Source organism: Leifsonia sp. HAY1-4F (assembly GCF_056755275.1).
Genome location: NZ_JBNDHX010000481.1, coordinates 1 through 248 on the forward strand (window position 1 = coordinate 1; position 248 = coordinate 248).

The 248-nt window shown below is 66.5% G+C and carries 1 pseudogene; it reads left to right on the plus strand.

Annotation, left to right across the window (positions count from 1 at the left end):
* A pseudogene (locus ACPYOG_RS20210) lies at positions 1 to 248 on the plus strand (EamA family transporter); the annotation flags it as partial.

The window sequence follows — 248 nt, forward strand, 5'->3', positions numbered from 1 at the left end:
GTTCTGCGGCGTGGCGATGATCGCCCTGGGTTCGGGGCAACGTTCGACGGCGGACGTCGCCGGAGTGTTGTTGTGCCTCCTGGCCGCTGTGCTCGCCTCAGTCAGCGCAATCCTGCAAAAGCCCGTACTCCGGAAGTTCTCTGCAGGCCAGGCAACCTGGTTCGGCATCATGGTGGGCGCGCTTTGCTGCCTGCCGTGGGCGGGTCAGTTGGTCGCCGAGGTCCAGGCTGCGCCTCTTCCGGCCACAC